Origin of the sequence: Nocardia sp. NPDC088792, from assembly GCF_044750615.1 — a bacterium.
Taxonomy (GTDB): domain Bacteria; phylum Actinomycetota; class Actinomycetes; order Mycobacteriales; family Mycobacteriaceae; genus Nocardia.
Genome location: NZ_JBIVKC010000006.1, coordinates 298,916 through 314,003, shown reverse-complemented (window position 1 = coordinate 314,003; position 15,088 = coordinate 298,916). Strand labels below are relative to the sequence as shown.

Here is a 15,088-nt window from a genome sequence, read left to right as displayed (position 1 = left end):
CCGCGGCACCGCAGGCTGGTCTTCGTACCGGAAAGCATCTTCCCGAACGGAGACTCACCCCATGAGCGCTTTGACCCTGGACACCGCCGCGCGCCTCGCCACCGCCGGGCAGCAGGCGGCTGCCGCGATCGAAACCCCGATGACCATCGCCATCCTCGATGCGGGCGGACACCTGCTGCACCTGATCCGCATGGACGGTGCCGCGCTCGGTTCGATCGATCTCGCGCAGCGAAAGGCCCGGACCTCCATCATGTTCCATATCCCGAGCGCGCTGCTCGGTGAGATCTCCCGGCCGGACGGCCCGGTGTACGGCATCGAGTGGAGCAGCGGCGGGCTGATCTCCTTCGGCGGCGGGCTGCCGATCACCGATGCCGAGGAGCGGGTGATCGGTGCGGTCGGCGTGTCCGGTGGCACCGCCGATCAAGATGTGGAGATCGCCCGGGTGTGCGTCGAGGCGCTGCAGTCGAATTCGGTGCCGGCCTAGCCGGCAATGGCCGCGCGCAGGATGCCGATCCACCATTCGAGCATGGGATCGCTTGCGGCCGTATCCATTCCGGCGCTGCGGCGGAATTCGGCGCCGAATACCGGCTCCAGCGCAATGGCCTGATGGAGCGCGGCCACGGTGAGCTGGATCTGCTCGCGAGACGGGGGCGTGCGGCCGGTGGCCGCGCAGTTCGCCTGCGCTTGGGCATGCAGGCGGTCCACGACCTCGTCGAGCAGTCCGCTGCCGCTGTCTCGCCAGCCGGATTGGTACAGCGCGAGAGCCAGTTCGGCGTATCCGTCCGCGTAGAGCGCGAACAGGGTGCGCACCAATTCCGCCGGATCGACCGGACGGTCGGTCCAGGCGCCCAGGGCGGCATGCAGTTCGGCTTTGAGTTTCGTCCCGCCGAAGCGCAATAGCGCCGAGAGCAGCTGCTCCCGGGTCCCGAAGTGGTGGTTGACCGCGGCATCGGTCACCCCGACCACGGCAGCCACGGCCCGCACCTGCACGGCCGCCGGACCGCCGGCGGCGAGCAGTTTTCCCGCCGCCTGCAGGATCAATCGTTTGGCGTCGTCGGGTTTGCGTCGTACGCGGGTGGCCACTCCCTCACATTACCTTGACCGATCAAAGTAAGAGTCTTACCTTGGAGACCCAAGGTAGTGAGGTGCCGCTATGACCGGACAGATCACCATCCCGTCGATGACCGAACTGGCGACGTCCCTGGGCGTCCGCATCCACGATCCGGCCCCGCCGCGAGATATCGCCTACTCCCACGCGGGCTGCCGATTGCACGGATTGGACTGGGGCGGAACGGGACCCGCGGTACTGCTGCTGCACGGCGGCCGATTGACCGCGCACACCTGGGATTTCGTCTGCCTCGGACTGCGCGGGGAGGCGCGGCTCGTCGCCCTCGATCTGCGTGGCCACGGCGACAGCGGCTGGTCCGACGACTACCGCATCGCCACGATGGCCGAGGACGTCCTCGCCGCCGCCGACCACCTCGGCTTCGATCGGGTTCGACTGGTCGGCATGTCACTCGGCGGTGTGGTCGCGGCCCATATCGCCGGCACTCACCCCGATCGCGTGGAACGGCTGGCGCTGATCGATGTCGCGCCCGGCGTCGATTTCGAGAGCACCCGGCGGATGCGGACCTTCATTCTCGGACTCGGCCCGGCCGACGGACTCGAGGAGGTGGTGGATGCCGCAATGCAGGTCAATCCGCTGGCCGACCGCGCGATTGTCACCTATCGGATGAGCACCTTGTTCCGCCCGGTGCCCGAGGGTGGCTGGGTGCCGAAATGGGATCCCCGCCCACCCGACTTTCCGCACATTCTCGCCGCCCTCGAACGAATCCCCGTGCAGCTCACCGGCCTGCCGGTACTGCTCGTCCGCGGCGGGCGCAGCCGGGTACTTCCCCAGTCGACCGCCGAACGCCTCGTCGCGCGTATCCCGGATGGCAAGCTCGTGGTGGTGCCGGACGCGGGTCACAATGTGCAGGAGGACAATCCGGCCGCGCTGATCACCGCTCTACGCGCCTTTCCGACGCGATGACGACGGTGTCACCGCCCTGCTGCTTCGCCCGGTACATCGCCCGATCCGCGGATTGGATGACCTCCCACAGCGCATGCTGGTTCTGCACCCGATCACCGATCATCTCCCGCGCGAGAATCGCGAGACCGATGCTGGCGGTGACCGATATCGAGCCGATCGGTTCGGCCACGGCACGGCGCAGGCGGTCCGCCGCGTCGAGCGCGTCCTCCACCGGCAGCCGCACGATCACCGCGAACTCCTCACCGCCGAAACGGGAGACGATGCTGCCGGCCGGCGCGGCCCGGCGTAGTCGATCGGCCGTGCACACCAGCACCTCGTCGCCGGCGGAGTGGCCGAAGGTGTCGTTGACGGCCTTGAACCGATCGAGGTCGATCATCAGCACTCCGACCGGCAGCGGCACCGGACGTGCCAGCAAGGGCACCGAATGGTAGTCGAACCCACGTCGGCTCAGCAGCATTGTCAAAGGGTCCGAAAGCATTTCGCTGCGCAGCACCCAATAGCAGAATTGCAGTCCGGGCGGCACGACAATCGTCGCCGCCATCCCCAGGAGCATGATCAGCGCCGAGGCGGTGTCGCCGTGGCCGAACAGCGGCGCGGCCAGTATCACCGCCGCGCCCATCGACCAGATCGTGTGCAGGGCAAGAATTTTCGGGCTGTGAAAGGCGCTGATATACACGCCGACGACCAGCAGCATCATCATTCCCACCGACCGGACCACATCCCCGGGACTCAGCGCGCACACCGTGGTGAGGCAGACATCGGCGACCGAGACCAGCAGCAGTGATTTCCGCTCGGTCGGCCACGGCAGCACCCACCAGCTGACACCCCACAGCACGCCCACCACGATGAGCAACCACAGCAGCGCCTTCGCGAGCGGTTCATCCGGTCCCGCCGCCGACAGCACGGTGATCAGTCCGATGATCGGCGCCGCCATTCCGGAGAAGCCGATGGCGACCTTCAGGACCCCGAGCGCAGACCGCGAGGAAATGGCGTCGACCACCCACCCGTAGTCGACGTCCTCACTCCACCAATTCCGGAGCAACCGCAGATAAACCCACATGTACTGCCCCTCGGCGCCGGATGAACCTCCTGCACTTCGACGTACATCCCGCCGGTGACCCCGACCCCGGCCGGATAAGGCAGTCTATTCAGGCACGATGCGACATCCGCATCACTGTAATCCATGTCACACGAAGGAAAGGCGGCCACGCCGGTGCGAAATCGTTCATGCGGTAGTTGAAAACCGGCGCAACCCAGACAATTGCCTTGAGTGCCAGGCGATGCCGCGCAGCAGGATGCCCGCGACTGCCGCTTCCGGGGCACTCGCCGGCAGTATGCGCGCGCTCTACGGCCAGGTCCGCGCCCTTGACCTGCAAGTTGTGGTCAAGCGCCCAGCCGCGCCGGGTGATTGATGAAGTGCGGGCGCGTCGCCCGGATTGCCTTTACCATCGATCGAGACAGCCATTACACTTCCTTTAGTCTGATCCGGAGAACTGCCCGGAAATGGAGACGCGATGAGTGCGCCCGCTATTGCCAGTTCGCCTTTGGATCGCGACATCATCCGCGCACGGGTGGAGTCCGCACTGCACGAATTCCTGGATTCCAAAGCCGAATCCGCCGCCGCCCGCCGCTTGCCGGCCGATGTCGTGCATTCCGTGCGGTCCTTTCTGTTCGCGGGCGGGCGCCGGCTGCGATCCCAGTTCTGTGCCCTCGGCTGGTATGCGGGCGGCGGCGCGGGCCTGCCCGACGAGGTGGTGCGGGCCGCGGCGGCCATCGAGCTCTTCCACGCCGCGCTGCTCATGCACGACGATGTCGTCGACGATCGGGACACCCGCGACGACCGGCCGACCGTCCACCGTGTGGTCGCGGACCGCAATCACGGCGTGCGCGGCGGACAGGCCGCCGAACGGCTGGGGGCGCGCGCCGCGATCGTCATCGGCGACCTCGGACTGGTGTGGGCACAGGAACTGCTGCATACCTCGGGGCTCTCGCCGGATCGAATCCATGCCGCCACAACGGTTCTGGACGCCATGCGGACCGAGGTGGGCTACGGCCGCTACCTGGAACTGGTGACCGCCGGCCGGCCCACCTGCGACCTGGAGCAGGCGTGGGAGATCGTCCGATACAGCTGCGCGGCCTCGATGGTCGAGGGCCCTTTGCGACTGGGCGCGGTGCTGGCCGATGCGGGACCCGATGTGCTGCAATCCCTCTCCGCCTACGCGCATCCACTCGGAGAAGCGGCCCGGCTGCAGGACGAACTCGGCGACGTGTTCGGCGATTCCCGCAGCGGACGCACCCCCACCCTGCGCGATCTGCGCGACGGCAGGCATACGGTGCTACTGGTGCTGGCCCTGCGCCACACCACCCCCGCCCAGCGCGATCGGCTGACCGATTTCATCGCCAACCCGCGCCCGACCGAGGGCGATGCCACACTTTGCCGCGAAATCCTCGACACCACAGCGCGTTTCGAGGTCGAGCGGATGATCCGTGACCGCCGCCTGCGGATCCACCAGGTCTTGACGGAGGCGCGCCTCCCCGCCCAGGCGACGGCCGAGCTGGACAGCATTGCCGAAGCAATCCTGAGCCGAGATGCGCCGCAGCGCTGATCAGACCGTCATTCGGCCTGGCAGGTCGTGTCTCCGGCGGGCAGCTTGCCGGTGGAGAAGAAACCGGTCAGGGCGGACCGGATGCAGAGGTTGCCGAAATCCACGCCATGGCCGGCGCTTTCGACCGTCACCATCGCCGCGCGGTGACCCAGTGCGGAAAGCATCTGGCGTGCACCGGAATACGGTGTCGACGGGTCGAGGCGGTTCTGCAGCAGCAGGATATCGGCCGGACCGTTGTCGTCGATCTTCACGGCCGGCTCCTTCGGCTGGTAATGCCAGTAGTTGCAGGCCCATGGGCTGCCGCCGAATCCATTGCCGATCGGGTACTTCGCCTTGTCCTCGGCAACCGCGGCGGGGAACTGTCCGGTGTCGGGCGACCAGGCCTGGTCGTCGCACATGACGGCGAACTGGTCGGACAGGAAGTTGTCGGGGATCTCCGTCGGCAGGGCCGACGACCCGGCCGAGGCGCCGGAACTCTGCGGAGCGATACCGTTCGCCACCTGAAATACGTTGGCGACCAACGGATAATACTTCGCGTTCTCCTCGAACTCGTAGACGACGGAACGCAGACCGTTGCCGTCGAGTACCCGCCCGCCGGTCAGCGGGATCGGCGTACGGTCCAGACGTTCGGTGATCCGGAAGTAGGCGGCTTCGACCTGTGCCTCATCGGTGCCGAGATGCAGGGTCGCGTCATTGGTGGCCAGCCATTTCGCGAGCGGCGGGAAGGCTTCCTGGTCGCCACGACTGAACATCTTGCGGGCCGAGGTCTCCTCACCGAACGGGTTGACCGTGCTGTCCAGGATGATGTGATCGGTCCGCGACGGGAACATCTGCGCGTAGACCGCGCCCCGGTAGGTGCCGTACGAGGCGCCCAGGTACGACAGCTTCGGAACGCCCAGCGCCGCCCGGAACCGGTCGATATCGCGAGCGATATTCGCGGTGGTGATATCGCGCAGGTAGTCGCCGGCATTGGCTGCACAGGTGTCGGCGATCCGCTTGGCATAGGCGATATTGCCGGTCACATCACCGTCCGGCGCCGGGAACGGCATGCCCGCCACCGCAGCGGCGCGATCCGCCTCGGCCAGGTTGCAATGCACCGGGGTGCTGTTGCCGATGCCGCGATCATCCAGCCCGATCAGGTCGTAGGCATCGGTGATGGCCGCCGGCAGCTGACCGCGCATGACACTCGGCTGATCCAGCCCCGACCCGCCCGGCCCGCCGGGCGCCACCAGCAAAAAGCCCTTCCGCGCACCGGGTTTGGCGGTGGCGATCCGAGACACCGTCACCGTGATGTCGCCCGCGCCACCGGCCGAATAGTCCCGTGGCACCCGTAATGTCGCGCACTGCTCCGCCGAATCCCGCTGCGCGGCGGCACCTTCGGCATCGGGCGTGCCCGCCGGGCACGCACCCCACTGCAGACTCTGCGCCGCCCCGGCACTCGAAGTCGAAGTACACCCGCCCGCAATCAACGCGGCCGTCACCACCACCGCGACGGACCAGACTGAACGAACGCCCACCCTCAACCTCCGATGATCATCGATCGACATGAGAAGCACGGCGAAGTGCCGCAATGCGAGTCTGTCGCGCCCGGTCGGCGACCGGCTCCACCCGCGGGTGGGTGCGGGGTGGAAACCTGTACACCGTTGGCTTCACCGGTCAGCGGCAGAGTTTGGCTATGTCGTAGAGCTGGCAGACCTCGGCGCGGTCGCTGCGGACGGATGCGTAGAGACGTTGTTCGATGCCTGCTAGGTCGCGGGGCATCCAGGGCTGCGAGGTGATCAGTTGCTGGGTCACGATTATCGCGATGGTGGTTTTGGCGGCGAAGCGGACGGCTCGGGCGTGGCGGCCCATCCGCATTTCGTGTTCGGCACAGGTGCTCATGGCGCCCTCGCCTCCTTCGTGACACGGCCGCTCCCGACAGCGGTGCGACCGCTGCGTCAGGGGGCGTTCGGAGTGCGATATGTGCTGGTACGTGGCGTTGATGCTCACGTCCGCTGGCGTAGGGAACTCACGGGGTCGGCAGGACCGCCCGGGCGGCGTCCACCTCACCCAACAAAGTGGCGTAGATCACATCGGACCTTCTAGCGTAGATCTGAAAACCCCGCCTTTTGGACACAGAAAGATCACGATCTTCAGTCGCCCTGCGACCAGGCCGCGGCCGGTAGCGACAGGTAAATCCCGAAGTTCCGCAGGGCGGTTTCGTGCTCGATCCGCTCGTGCAGCTCGTCTACGCGTTCCTGGCGGTTCTTTGCCCGGCTCTCGAAGTACTTGGACCGGATTTCGACCACCGCATCCAGTCCACTGCGGTCCAACGGGCCGAGCGCGCGGAAACGGATCTCGATATCGCCCGGTTGCAGGTCGTGGTCGTACGGCTCCTCGGGGCACTCCACCGCCAGCGACACCAGATGCGGCAGCTGCTCCCCCAGCGCACGCAGCGTCGATTCGGGGACATGCGGCGCGTAGGTCACTTCGATCAGGGGCATTCCGCCAATCTATCGAAAGCGGCTGCCCGACAGCGGTATCCGACACGTTTGGCAGACTGACGGGATGACTATCGGGAGTTGCCCGTTCCAGGCCGGGATCCATGCCGTCGATGAGCTGCACGAGGAATTGCGGACCCGCGGGGCGGGAGTGCACGAGGCGGAGTTGCCCGATGGGTCGCCGGTGTGGGTGATCACGGGGTATGACGCTGTCACCCGGCTGCTCGCCGATCCGAAGGTGTCGGCGGCAAAGGCGGACTCCACCACCGGGTTTCGCGGGAATAAGCTGCCGCCGGCATTGGACGCCAATCTGCTCAATCTCGACGGGGATGCGCACCGCCGTATTCGCCGGCTCGCCACCGAGGCGTTCGGGCCACGCAATCATGCCGCGCAGGAGCGAGTCGTCATCGACGCCGTCACCGAACTGGTCGACGGCCTGCCCGATAGCGGCGAGATCGATCTGATGAACGGGCTCTGCGAGCCACTGCCGCCGCGCGTCACGGGCGAGCTGCTGGGACTGCCGCGGGCGCAACTCGGCGACTTCCGGAACGCATCCGCGCCGCTGCTGCGCGTGAATACCGGCGGTGACGAGACGCGCACGGCGATGGGCATCATGCTGCGGCTGGTCTCCGACGTCATCGCCGACAAGCGGCGCGAACCCGGGGACGATCTGCTGTCGGCCTGGATCGCGGCGCGCGACGGGGAGGACCGGCTCAGCGAGAACGAACTCGTCGGCCTGGCGTTCATCACCATTGTCGGCGGATTCGAGAACACCATCAGCCTGACCGCGTTCGTCCTCGACGAGCTGGTCCGCGAGCACCAGGCGCATGCGCGCGAGATGCTGGACAGCCCGGCCGAATTCGATGCGCTGATCCGCCGGCTGATTCGCGCCGCCGCACCGATGAACTATGCGATCCGCCGCTTTCCACTCACCGATATCGAGATCAACGGTGTGGTCATTCCGCGCGGGCACACGGTGCTGGCGTCCCTACGCTCGGCGCATCTCGACCCGGCCGGCGCCGGACGACCCGACGTGGTGTTCGGGCATGGCCGGCACTACTGCCTCGGCGCGAAACTCGCCGAAATGCAGACCCGGCACGCGGTCCGCGCGGTCCTGCACAAGTTCCCGCGGTTGAGCACGATCGCGCCCCGCGAGGACTACCGGTTGCGGCCGTCCTGGCAGACCTACGCCCTCGCTGAGCTCCGAATGACCTCCGCCTGAGCCCGGCCCGCTGCTGCTCGGTGATTTCGCCGAGGTCGAGGCCGAGTACATCCGTTTCCACGCCGAGGGTCACCACGGCGACCTCCGGTGCGAGGTGCAGCGGCACCTCGGGGGTGATGTGCAATGCGATGGCCAGCCACACATTCCGCGCCTCTTGCTCGGTGCGACCGTGCTCGAGCAGGAAGTTCCGCGCGGCCTCGGCGCCATCGATCTCGAACCGCCGTTCTCACCCACTGCCTGAACTGACCGCTACCCCACAGATCCGGACATCGTGCTCCCGAACCTGGCCCGGTACTGACTGGGCGAGATCCCGAGCCGCGCAACAAAGGTCCGCCGCATGGTCTCCGAACTCCCGAACACCGAGGCCCGCGCGGCCTGCTCCACATACCGTGCGGGCGTGGTGTTCAGCTCGGAAGCGAACAATCGAGCCAGATGCCGTGGACTGACCCCCGCCAGCGCGGCCAGCGAACTCACACCGTGATCGCGAGCAGGCTCCGCCGAAATCACATCCACAATGGCCCGGACAGTGGGCGTCCGAGCGGGCCGAACCTCCAGCGGCGCCGAAAACTGCGACTGCCCACCCGGTGACCAGCACCTCCCCACCGGACACCAGCGGGCCGGAAGTCAGTCCATGCCGCGGCGGCCGGGGGTCCAGAAGGGCTTGGTGATGATGGCGCGGCGCGGCCAGTTACGTTCTTGGACAAGATGTTTCGTGATCATCTGGATGGTGCGGGCCTCGCCTGCGACGTAGGCGACGCCCGGGGTGGCCGATAGGCGGAGGTTGCGGACGGCGTCGAGGAGGATCTCGGAGCGGGCTGCGGGGGCGGTGCCGCGCAGGGGGTGGGAGAGCTCGGCCGCTCGGGGTAGCGGGAGACGGTCCGCGGGCGTGGCGGTTTCGATCGCACCGCTGACCGGGACCTCGTCGGGTACTGCACGGAGCATGGCGCCGAAGGCCACCGATGCGGTCTCCTCACCGATGAACAGATGGTTCGGTGCGTCGGGGCGGAGGGTGAAAGAGCCCTCGGGGCCGCGGAATCGGACCTGCATACCGACCTCGGCGGTGCGCCCCCAGCGGGAGCCGGGACCGTCACCGTGGTCCAGCACGCACAGGTGGAGTTCGCCGTTCTCCTGGTCGAAGTGCCACACCGTATAGGTGCGCAGGTCGCCGACCCGGGACAGCAGTCCGTCACCGCCGACCACTACCCGGAGATGCTGGCCGGGAAGGCAATTCAGGGTCCGCAGGGCCGGGCCGCCGATACGGATGCGGATCATGCGCGCAGCGATGCGCTCGGTCTCCAGGACGCGGCCCGTGGTGAAGAACCGGTCCAGGAGGCGATCGCCGAGGCCGCGGGATTGCCGGACGGTGGCAGTATCCTGCGCGGGATTGTCTGTGTGCGCCATGGGAATACCTTCCATTCGAAGCGCTCTGTCAGTCGGCGTGCCGGCCACGCCGCCGGCCGTGCTGCTGACGCTTGATATCGGACTTCAGTTGCTGCAGTTCGCGTGTCGTATTGGTGAGGATTTCGCGGACCTGATCGATCACCGCCGGATCCCGATGCGAATGGACCACGGCCGAGACCGCGGCCTTGAACAAACGCAGTGCGGGACCGACGATTTCGGCGGCATCAGGATCCCGGAACATACCCCATTCGCCGCGTTGATCGGCGCGGGCCCAGATGCAATCGATCGCATCGGAATGTCCGTCGACCTCGGCCCGGCCCTCGGCTCGGATATGGAAAACCTTTCGGCCGCCCTCGATTTCGAGGGTGACCAGACCTTCGTCCTCCAGCTGCTGCAGCGTCGGGTAGACCGCGCCCGCGCTGGGGCGGTAGGCGCCGCCGCAACGCCGCTCCAGCCGGGACATCAGCTCGTAGCCGTGGCCGGGCTGCTCGGCGATCAATGCCAGCAAGGCCCAGCGCAACTCGCCCGGACCGAAGAAACGGCCGGTACCGGGTCCGCCGAAGTCGGCGAATCGTCTCGGGCTCACGCACTGAAGATATATCGTAAGATATAGCTGCCGCAACACCTTCGGACCGGGCGAGCCGCCGGACTCGATCTAGGAATGGTGTCGGTTGCGCGACGGATCGGTGGCGATACCGCCTGTCGGCGCCGTCACCGTCCCCCGGCTGCCGCATGCTGCACGTGAAGGTCTGCCCTGCACCGGCGAAGGGAGACAACGATGGCATTGCGACGTCGTGAGCTGCTGATCGGATTCGCGGGCGCCGGCGGGCTGGCCCTGACCGCGTGTTCACAAGAACGGAAACCACCGCCGCCACCGCCCGAACCCGCCGTGATCGGATTCGATCCGCCACCCGATGCCCACGATGTCGCGGCCCGCGCACCCGCCAAGGTCACCATCACCAATGGGACTGTGCGGTCGGTCGAATGGATCGACGAGACGGGCAGGCCACTGCCGGGCGGACCGGCGCCCGACCATCGAACCTGGATCAGCTCCGAACCGCTCGGCTACGGCCACACCTACACGGCCAAGGTCGTGGCGCACGGCGAGACCGGAGACATCACCGCGACCGCAACCTGCACCACCGTGCAGCCCGACCGGCTCGTCGACGTTTCCCTGCGCTCCTCCAACCTGAACGAGATCGCCGAAAATGACACGTATGGAACAGGTTTCGTGCTCGTCGCCCATTTCGACGAACCCATCGATCGAGCGGCCGCCGAACCTCATCTGAAGGTCACCACCGTGCCCGCCGTGACCGGCGCCTGGTACTGGCTCGACGATCAGAATGCGCACTGGCGGCCCGAGCACTATCACCCGCCGGGAACCAAGGTCACGGCCGCGGCCGAATTCTTCGGAGTCGATCTCGGCGACGGCGCGTTCGGGGAGCGCGACCAGCGCATCACGGTGAACATCGGCCCCGCCCACCTCGCGATCGCCGACGATGACACCAAGCAGATCGAGGTCTTCGACAATGACGTTCTCGTACGCACCATGCCCACCTCGATGGGCCGGGGCGGCACCGCGGTCATCGGCGACCGAGTCCTGTCGTTCTGGACCCGGCCCGGCGTCTACACCGTCCTGGACCGGAAAGACCCGGTGATCATGGATTCCGCCACCTACGGCCTCCCCACGACCTCCGGCCTCGGCTACCGCACCAGCATCAACAAGGCGGTCCGCATCAGCCACGACGGCATCTACGTCCACGAATTGGCCGAAACCGTCTGGGCGCAGGGCAATACCGACGTCTCACACGGCTGCCTCAATATCTCCCCCGACGATGCCGCCTGGTTCTACGACTTCGTCATCCCCGGCGATATCGTCGAGGTCCGCAACACCGGCGGCGATCCCCTCGATATCTGGCAGAACGGCGACTGGACCATCCCCTGGCCCGATTGGCTCCGCGGCAGCGCCCGCACCTGACGCAGTGCAACGAACCGCCCACCGCCGGCAGGCGGATCGGGATCCCGGTCGGGTGTACTTAAGTACGACAGATTCCTGGGTGGGCGGCGGTCAATAGCTTTGTGTTCAGCACGAACGAGAACACAAGGAGAGAGACCATGAGTGACATCAACGAGCTGGTCGGGCGCTATCTGACGGCCTGGAATGCTACGGATCCGAGCGCCCGGGCGGCACTGGTTGCCGAGGTGTTCACCGAGGAGGCGGAGTACACCGATCCGCTGGTATCGGTGCGGGGTCACGCGGGACTGGCCGCCACTATCGCCGCGGTGCAAGGACAGTTCGCGGGACTGGAGTTCAGCCCGGGCGCGACCACGGTCGACGCGCATCACAATATTGTCCGGTTCACCTGGAATCTCGGGCGGCCGGGGGCAGAACCGCTGGTCATCGGGTTCGATGTCGCGGTGATCGCCGAGGACGGGCGGATCAGCCAGGTGCTCGGATTCCTGGACCAGGTACCGGCCGGCGCCTGACAGGGATTTACCGGCGGGAATGCGGAGTGCGCGTTCCCGCCGGTTGTTTTCTCATGGAATACATTGCGGCACAGTCAACCTCGAAATCATGTCGACTACTCGAACTGCGCGGCAACATCTTTCAGTTCGCCGCGGGAGGTGACGCAGAGTTTCGGATACGCCTTGTAGAGGTGGTAGCCGACGGTGCGGTGACTGAGGAACAGTTGTGCGGCGATGTCGCGATTCGACAGGCCTTGTGCGGCGAGTCTGACGATCTGCAGTTCCTGCGGAGTGAGGCCGGACAGCGCGGCGGGCGCGGGGCGGGCGCTGTCGTCCGTGGCGCCGGTTGCGGTGAGCTCGTTGCGGGTTCGCTGCGACCACGGCTGCATCCCGAGTCGTTCGAAGACCTCCAGCGCATCGTTCAGATGCGTGCGGGCCTCGGCCTTGCGGCGGCCGCGGCGCAGCCATTCGCCGAACAGCAAGGCCGTGCGCGCGTATTCGATCGGGCGGCCGTCGCGGTCGTGCGTCTGCAGCGCTCGCAGATAGAGCTTCTCCGCGCCGTCATCGTCGAGCAGTGCGGCACAACGCAAGACGAGCGCGTCGGCCCAGGGCTCCCGCACCGACTGCGCCCACTGCTCGAAGCGGGTGAACGCGACGGCGGCCCGCTCCGGAACACCCAGGCGCACTGCCGCTTCGACCAGATCGGGGACGGAGTGGGTGGCACAGACGTGATGCCGCATGGGATCCCGGGTGAGCCGGTCGAAACGGGACAGTGCCGCCTCGGCGCGGCCCAGGCCGAGCTCGAGCAGTCCGAGCGACCAGTGCGCCCACGGTGCGCCCGGCGCCATCGAACCGGGAGTGTCCCCGGCCAGGCCGATATCCGCGTGTTGCCGGCAGGCGTCGGCATCACCGGCGAGGGCGTCCAGATACGCCTGCACGCTGGCGAGTTGGTGGACCCACTGCTGCTGTCCGGTATCGCGTGCCAGCTCGCGCGCCTCCGCCACGGTGGTCTGCGCGTTCCGCAGGCGACCGGTGAAGATGTCGGTCTCGGCGGCGAAGAACAATACCGTCGGCAGGCGGCCCGCGGCCCCGGCGGCGCGATGACGCGCGATCTGCGCCGACGCCAGGGCGTAGGCTTCGCCGTCCTGGCCGCGCGCCAGGGCCACACCGCAGAGCATCACCAGAACCTGATCCGAAACCTCGCCCCGGGCACGGATTTCGGCGAGTGTGCCGGCGAGCGAAATCGGTTCGGCCGTCCCTCGGTAGAGCAGGCGGCCGACGTACTCCGTCGCGGGCGTCATCGGGTGGGCCGGCGGGAATTCCAGTCCGGCAATGCGTTCCAGCACCTCGGACAACTGCGCTTCGCCCAGATACCAGGCGGTGTGCAGCGCTTGCAGGAGCATCCCGGCGGCCTGCTCCGGCGCCGAGCCGGCGATGGGATACGCCGCATCGATGAGCAGCCGGTGCGCTTCCGGGAAGGCGCCTTGCCAGAATCGAGCCAGTGCCCGTACCTGAGCGAGACCGGCGCGCAGGGGTTCCGCGATCTCTCGCCCCGATGCCCGTTCGGCCAGCCGATCGGCGTGCTCGAGTTCACCTGCCTCCAAGGCCGATTGGGCGGCCAACGCCTCACGCCGGGTCTTCGCCTCCACCTCGACGCTGAGTCTCGCGGCGCGGTCGTAGGCGGCGGTCGCGGCCTTGTGACCGCCGCGTTCGCGGGCTCGGACGGCGGTGTGCTCCAGTACATTCGCCGTCTGCTCATCCGGGCCGGTCGCGGCGGCGGCCAAGTGCCAGGCGTGGCGGTCGGCGTGTTCGGGGGCATCCAGCGCGGCGGCCAAGGCTCGGTGTGCTGCCAAGCGTTGTGCCAGCGGCGCGCCCTGATACACCGCAGCACGGATCAGTGGATGACGGAAATCGACTGTCGCGCCGGAGCCTTCGCCGCGATGCAGCAAGCCGGCGGCCTCGGCCGGAGACAGGTCGTCGATGCTCGCGCCGAGCGGCTCGGCGGCCCGCAGCAGCACTCCCAGCTCACCGGTTTCGTCGGTGGCGAGCACCAGCAGCAGGGTCCGGGTCGCGTCGGGGAGTCTGCTCACCTGACCGTGGAAGGCCGCGCGCAGTAGATCGGTCAGGGGCAGCGATCCGACGCCGAGGTCCACCGAACGTTCGGCGGCGACCGCGACGGCGACGGGCAATTCGAGCAGCGCCAGCGGATTCCCGCGCGCCTCGGCCAGTAGCCGGTACCGCACCGACGGGCTGATCGATCGGCCCTGCAGCAGTGTGGCCGACGCTTCGAGCGACAGACCCGCGAGCCGCTGTTCCGGGATCCCGGGAGCGGGGAAGGAGCCCTCGCCGTCGCGGGCGGCGAACAGGATCACGACGCCGTCGGCCTGTAATCGGCGGGCGGCGAACAAGAGCGCGTCCTGTGATGCGCGGTCCAGCCATTGCGCGTCGTCGATTACGACCAGTGCACCGGTGCGGTCCGCGTATTCGGTGAGCAGCGACAGCACGCCCAGCCCCACCAGCATCGGCTCGCTCGCCGCGCCGGCCGCCAAGCCCAGCGCGGTCGCCAGGGCCGCACGCTGCGGGCCGGGCAGTGCGTCGAGGCAGACCAGTGCCGGGCGCAGCAGCAATTGCAGTCCGGCAAAAGGTAATTCGGCCTCGACCTCGATCCCCGTGCCACGCAGCAGCCGCATCTCCCCGGCCGTGGCGGCCGCGTACTCCAGCAGCGACGTTTTCCCGATCCCGGGCTCGCCCCGCACGACGAGGGCGCCACTGCCGCCCGCGCGCGCCGCGGTCAGCAGCGCGGTGATCGCCTGCTGCTCCGGCTCACGTCCACACAACTCCACAATCTGCCCGGACAAGACCGGCTTCCCACCTCTCGATT

Annotated in this window: 14 protein-coding genes; 6 read left to right on the top strand and 8 right to left on the bottom strand. The window is 67.6% G+C overall.

Going from position 1 to position 15,088, the window contains the following annotated elements:
• Positions 1 to 61 precede the first annotated feature (61 nt).
• Complete coding sequence (locus ACIP5Y_RS37685; protein WP_400357309.1) at positions 62 to 484, top strand: heme-binding protein; 423 nt, start codon at positions 62 to 64, stop codon at positions 482 to 484.
• On the opposite strand, the gene ACIP5Y_RS37680 is transcribed toward ACIP5Y_RS37685, so the two are convergent.
• A complete protein-coding gene (locus ACIP5Y_RS37680) occupies positions 481 to 1,083 on the bottom strand; it encodes a TetR family transcriptional regulator (protein ID WP_400357307.1) in 603 nt (200 codons plus the stop codon). The genes ACIP5Y_RS37685 and ACIP5Y_RS37680 overlap by 4 nt on opposite strands.
• Positions 1,084 to 1,153: 70 nt before the next feature.
• Between ACIP5Y_RS37680 and ACIP5Y_RS37675 the strand changes: the two genes are divergently transcribed.
• On the top strand, positions 1,154 to 2,032 hold the full coding sequence (locus tag ACIP5Y_RS37675) for an alpha/beta fold hydrolase (RefSeq protein ID WP_400357305.1): 879 nt from the start codon (positions 1,154 to 1,156) through the stop codon (positions 2,030 to 2,032).
• Here the strand turns inward: ACIP5Y_RS37675 and ACIP5Y_RS37670 are convergent.
• A complete protein-coding gene (locus ACIP5Y_RS37670) occupies positions 2,001 to 3,092 on the bottom strand; it encodes a GGDEF domain-containing protein (protein WP_400357303.1) in 1,092 nt (363 codons plus the stop codon). The two genes, ACIP5Y_RS37675 and ACIP5Y_RS37670, sit on opposite strands and share 32 nt — an antisense overlap.
• A gap of 454 nt (positions 3,093 to 3,546) precedes the next feature.
• Here ACIP5Y_RS37670 and ACIP5Y_RS37665 point away from each other — a divergent pair, with 454 nt between their 5' ends.
• The gene (locus tag ACIP5Y_RS37665) at positions 3,547 to 4,638 is read left to right on the top strand and encodes a polyprenyl synthetase family protein (protein WP_400357301.1); all 1,092 of its coding nucleotides are present in this window, start codon (positions 3,547 to 3,549) and stop codon (positions 4,636 to 4,638) included.
• A gap of 8 nt (positions 4,639 to 4,646) precedes the next feature.
• Here the strand turns inward: ACIP5Y_RS37665 and ACIP5Y_RS37660 are convergent, their stop codons facing one another.
• The 3 genes from ACIP5Y_RS37660 to ACIP5Y_RS37650 all read right to left on the bottom strand — a co-directional run bounded on the left by ACIP5Y_RS37660 (position 4,647) and on the right by ACIP5Y_RS37650 (position 7,121).
• Positions 4,647 to 6,155, bottom strand: a complete 1,509-nt coding sequence (locus ACIP5Y_RS37660; protein ID WP_400357299.1) for an alpha/beta hydrolase — start codon at positions 6,153 to 6,155, stop codon at positions 4,647 to 4,649.
• Between the two features lie 139 nt (positions 6,156 to 6,294).
• Positions 6,295 to 6,519: a hypothetical protein gene (locus ACIP5Y_RS37655; protein WP_400357297.1), complete on the bottom strand. Its 225-nt coding sequence runs from the start codon at positions 6,517 to 6,519 to the stop codon at positions 6,295 to 6,297.
• 251 nt (positions 6,520 to 6,770) lie between these two features.
• Complete coding sequence (locus tag ACIP5Y_RS37650) at positions 6,771 to 7,121, bottom strand: hypothetical protein (protein ID WP_400357295.1); 351 nt, start codon at positions 7,119 to 7,121, stop codon at positions 6,771 to 6,773.
• Positions 7,122 to 7,185: 64 nt separating this feature from the next.
• On the opposite strand from ACIP5Y_RS37650, the gene ACIP5Y_RS37645 reads away from it, so the two are divergent.
• Positions 7,186 to 8,340, top strand: a complete 1,155-nt coding sequence (locus ACIP5Y_RS37645; protein ID WP_400357294.1) for a cytochrome P450 — start codon at positions 7,186 to 7,188, stop codon at positions 8,338 to 8,340.
• A 624-nt stretch (positions 8,341 to 8,964) separates the two neighbouring features.
• On the opposite strand, the gene ACIP5Y_RS37640 is transcribed toward ACIP5Y_RS37645, so the two are convergent.
• Together ACIP5Y_RS37640 and ACIP5Y_RS37635 are read right to left on the bottom strand one after the other, a co-directional pair.
• On the bottom strand, positions 8,965 to 9,741 hold the full coding sequence (locus ACIP5Y_RS37640) for a siderophore-interacting protein (protein ID WP_400357292.1): 777 nt from the start codon (positions 9,739 to 9,741) through the stop codon (positions 8,965 to 8,967).
• A gap of 28 nt (positions 9,742 to 9,769) precedes the next feature.
• Complete coding sequence (locus ACIP5Y_RS37635) at positions 9,770 to 10,327, bottom strand: PadR family transcriptional regulator (protein ID WP_400357290.1); 558 nt, start codon at positions 10,325 to 10,327, stop codon at positions 9,770 to 9,772.
• Between the two features lie 192 nt (positions 10,328 to 10,519).
• Between ACIP5Y_RS37635 and ACIP5Y_RS37630 the strand changes: the two genes are divergently transcribed.
• Together ACIP5Y_RS37630 and ACIP5Y_RS37625 are read left to right on the top strand one after the other, a co-directional pair.
• Positions 10,520 to 11,719: an Ig-like domain-containing protein gene (locus ACIP5Y_RS37630; protein ID WP_400357288.1), complete on the top strand. Its 1,200-nt coding sequence runs from the start codon at positions 10,520 to 10,522 to the stop codon at positions 11,717 to 11,719.
• Between the two features lie 137 nt (positions 11,720 to 11,856).
• Positions 11,857 to 12,228, top strand: a complete 372-nt coding sequence (locus tag ACIP5Y_RS37625) for a nuclear transport factor 2 family protein (RefSeq protein WP_400357286.1) — start codon at positions 11,857 to 11,859, stop codon at positions 12,226 to 12,228.
• A 95-nt stretch (positions 12,229 to 12,323) separates the two neighbouring features.
• Here ACIP5Y_RS37625 and ACIP5Y_RS37620 read toward each other — a convergent pair whose 3' ends face one another.
• Positions 12,324 to 15,065: an AAA family ATPase gene (locus ACIP5Y_RS37620; RefSeq protein WP_400357285.1), complete on the bottom strand. Its 2,742-nt coding sequence runs from the start codon at positions 15,063 to 15,065 to the stop codon at positions 12,324 to 12,326.
• Between the last annotated feature and the right edge of the window lie 23 nt (positions 15,066 to 15,088).